3 protein-coding genes are annotated in these 1,972 nt (G+C 53.4%); 1 reads left to right on the forward strand and 2 read right to left on the reverse strand.

Translation table 11 applies throughout. The annotated features are described in order from the left end of the window. Window positions 1-840, forward strand: an 840-nt coding sequence (locus ACOSYY_RS12100; RefSeq protein ID WP_421662650.1) for an SDR family oxidoreductase, incomplete at its 5' end; no start/stop codon positions are given. Between the two features lie 60 nt (window positions 841-900). On the opposite strand, the gene ACOSYY_RS12105 is transcribed toward ACOSYY_RS12100, so the two are convergent. After that, complete coding sequence (locus ACOSYY_RS12105) at window positions 901-1,344, reverse strand: hypothetical protein (protein WP_421662652.1); 444 nt, start codon at window positions 1,342-1,344, stop codon at window positions 901-903. A 46-nt stretch (window positions 1,345-1,390) separates the two neighbouring features. After that, window positions 1,391-1,972: hypothetical protein (locus tag ACOSYY_RS12110; protein WP_421662653.1), on the reverse strand; the 582-nt coding region annotated here is incomplete at its 5' end.

A 1,972-nucleotide genomic window follows, 5' to 3' on the forward strand; every position in this document is an offset into this window, starting at 1 on the left:
GTGGTCATCACGGGAGCTTCAACGGGAATCGGAGCGGCTTGTGCGATCCATCTTGATCGATTGGGTTTCACAGTCTTTGCAGGGGTTCGGAAAGCGGAAGACGGAATAGCCCTTCAGAGGGCGGGCTCAGGCCGACTGATACCACTTGAGCTCGATGTGACAGACCTTGCGACTATTGAACAAGCTCACATAGTAGTTTCTGAATCAGTCAGAACAAACGGATTGTTTGGTCTGATTAACAATGCTGGCATCGCAGTCGTCGGGCCTGTTGAAGCTGTACCGATTCCAGATTTCCGTCAACAGCTCGAAGTGAACGTCATCGGACAAGTCGCGGTCACTCAAATGTTTCTGCCATTAATTAGGCAGGCGCGGGGCCGAATCATTAACATGGGTTCTATTGCCGGTCTTTCAACGATGCCGCTTATGGGGCCCTATTCGGCATCGAAATTTGCGCTTGAAGCGATCACGGATGCTCTACGCTTGGAAGTCCAGCAATGGGGAATTCACGTGTCGATCATCGAGCCGGGTGCCATTGCCACGCCTATCTGGAACAAGTCAGCTATCGATGCTGCAGAGAGGGAGGCAGCCATAGAGACAGAACTTCGAACTCTCTATAAGCCTGTTGTGGCCGCCGTAAGGAGGGTCGTCGGAGAAGCATCGAAACGAGCGATTTCCTCTGACGCCGTGGCGAAGGTGGTGGAAGCAGCCTTGACCGCACCATCGCCCAAGACGAGATATCTGGTTGGAACCGATGCCAAACTCCGCGCTCTAATGGCAAGAGTGCTTCCTGATCGCACAACTGACAGGCTTTTGACATGGATTCTTAAGCTGCCTCACTGAGGGGAGTAGCAGCAGGTAGCTAGTTCAAAGCATTAACGCAGGGTCAAAAAACTTGAGTATTCAGCCGACAAGATCCGGATTAAGACGAGACAGAGGTTTGACAGAGAGCGCCTTGATCTCATTATAAACGACCGTACGACCCACTTGACGTAGGCGGCTAAAGATACCTTCCACGATCACCTGATCGCCTTCATGGACTTCCAGCCGTCCAAGACTGACAACCTTCAGTGTGCCCGCCTGGTCCTGGAGTAGAAAACCATAGGCAGGTTGTCCTTGACGATTCGTGGCCAGCTGTACATTCAGCACCTTTCCGGTGACCATGACGTCTTGACGATCGTATTGTTCCGGATGTGCCAGGAGCTCCGCGATCTCAATCAGGCTGGCGGCCGCTGCCGGGGCAGTGCCGAGAGATTCAGGCAGCAACGGACAGATGGGCAAGAGCAGAAGGCAGACCACCGCTGAAGCGAAAAGTCGGGATCGGATGGCAGATTGTCTGGTCATCATCGAGAGTGATTATACCGAACTGCCGGTGATTGGCAAGATTGAAAGTTCACCACTTGTCGGAGCCTCTTCCGCTAACGTCTTCTCCGATAAAGTTGTGGAGAATCTGCTGCTGCAAGTCAGTCAGTTCACCCTGGCCGGCCTCATGCTCTCGTGAAGGAGGCTCGGACTCCTTGGGCGTCGGTCTCGATCGCGTGAGCAATACTTCGTCCAATGCCTCGTGAGTGATATCGACCTCCTTTTGAATTGCGACCAGTCGCTGGAGTCCAAACAACGTCCTGGTTGTTTCAGCATGCATCGCATTTGAACTGGCGCCATAGACGAGCGAGTTCCAAAACTTCGTTTCGGTGGCTTCGGGTATGGCAAGGACCGCATAGGCCGTGAGCTTGTCGATCAACGCGGACTCGGTCCGCTCGAGCCCATCGTAGGTCGGAATCGAGCGTTCAATGGGACGCTGGGAAAGTACCTGCATAGTCTCTTTCCAAAGATCAGGGGAAGGAACCATATCCCCACCTGTGTGAGGTTCTGACCCTGCACATTTGGTCTTGATTGCCATGAGATACTGAGCCAAGAACTTGACCTTGCGGGCGGAAAGTGTGCCTGCTGGAATTCCCCAGATGTGGCCGATTTC

The organism is Nitrospira sp. BLG_2 (assembly GCF_049222245.1).